Source organism: Nostoc sp. 2RC (genome assembly GCF_014222165.1).
Lineage (GTDB): Bacteria > Cyanobacteriota > Cyanobacteriia > Cyanobacteriales > Nostocaceae > Nostoc > Nostoc linckia.
In genome coordinates this window covers 1-1393 of the sequence record NZ_JACKZU010000696.1, presented here as the reverse complement: position 1 = coordinate 1393, position 1393 = coordinate 1, and the positions used below count along the sequence as shown (strand labels likewise).

1 protein-coding gene is annotated in these 1393 nt (G+C 44.4%); it reads right to left on the bottom strand.

All coding sequences use genetic code 11. The annotated features are described in order from the left end of the window. Positions 1-174: 174 nt before the first annotated feature. Positions 175-1347, bottom strand: a complete 1173-nt coding sequence (gene devC, locus GNE10_RS34465) for an ABC transporter permease DevC (RefSeq protein WP_099066213.1) — start codon at positions 1345-1347, stop codon at positions 175-177. Positions 1348-1393 lie beyond the last annotated feature (46 nt).

Here is a 1393-nt window from a genome sequence, read left to right as displayed (position 1 = left end):
CTTCGTCGCTAACGCTGACGCTAACGCCAGTCGCTCATGGGGGAAACCCCCAAGACCGCGCTGGCTCACCTTTTCCCCAAACCAAATTCCAGTTTAAAATCCTTAACCGACCAGTATTGGGCTGCTCCCTACCTCCTCATCTCCCTGATCCTCTTCATACCCCATGCCCATTTTTTAAAACATATCAGCAGGGTCAGTGGCTTGGAGTTTGCGGGTGGCGATCGCACCCGAAATTACGCACATAATTATAGTTAGCAGTAATACTTGTAATGCCCGAAATACTGTTATGTACATGGGCAAATTTGTAACTTTGCGAGTTAGTTGGTAAAGTCCTAAGGATACTGCCAATCCGGGAAAAAAACCTAGTACTGCTAATATTAAAGATTCTTCAAACACCACACCTAGCAAGTAATAATTGCGATATCCCATTGCTTTGAAGGTGGCGTATTCTCGGACGTGGGCATTAACATCAGTGGAAAGGACTTGATAAACAATAATTATGCCCACCACGAAACCCATCGATACACCAAGATTGAAAATAAATCCAATTGGGGAATTTGTTCTCCAAAAATTATTTTCAAATTCAATAAATTCTTTGTGGGTTAAGACTCTGACATCATTTCTGAGGTAGGCTTTGAGCATTGCTGCGACTTTTTTCGGGTCATAGCCAGGTTTGACCTTAATCAACCCTAAACTGACGCTGCTAGACTGTCGTCCAGAAAATAGCCGCAAAAAACCTCGATCGCTGGTAATTAAGTTACCTTCAGCACCAAAGGAAGCCCCGACTTGGAATAAACCGCTAATGATAACTGTGCGGCGTTCTATTTCCGCAGTTACGATTTTACCTTCCTCAATTTGAGCGATCGCTTGTTGATAATCTCCTCTAGCACCACGGTCAAACAACGCCGCACCAGGCAGCTTGATTGCCTCCAATTGCCGATTAACATCTGGTAAGTCAAAAGCTGGCTTGTCTGGATTAAAGCCAATAACCAACACCCCAGTCTCGCGGCGTGTTAAAGGATTTTTCCAGATTGTGTTATTTAAATACACTGGTTCTGCCGAATTTACCCCTGGTATATCCATTGCTTGGTAAAGTCGCCGCCGAGAAAAGGTAGATAAGCTAGGCAAATTACGGGCTTGGGGACTAATTAAAACAATGTCTGCTTGCAAACTGCGATGTAGTCTGGTGTTACTGTCATACAACGCAGTCTGAAAACCCAGCTGCATAAACATCAGAAGATCCGCAAAAGCAATGCCTAACAATGCCACCAACAGACGACTTTTTTCATGACTCAGTTGTAGCCATCCAAGAGGAGTTCGCCGTCGCAATTGTTCAATCAATCCCATAGTTTAGAGTGAGTGGGGAGTGGGGATTAGGGACTTGGGACTGGGA

Coding starts and splice junctions, on each gene's coding strand:
- devC (WP_099066213.1), bottom strand. CDS start 1,347: ATGGGATTGATTGAACAATTGCGACGGCGAACTCCTCTTGGATGGCTA.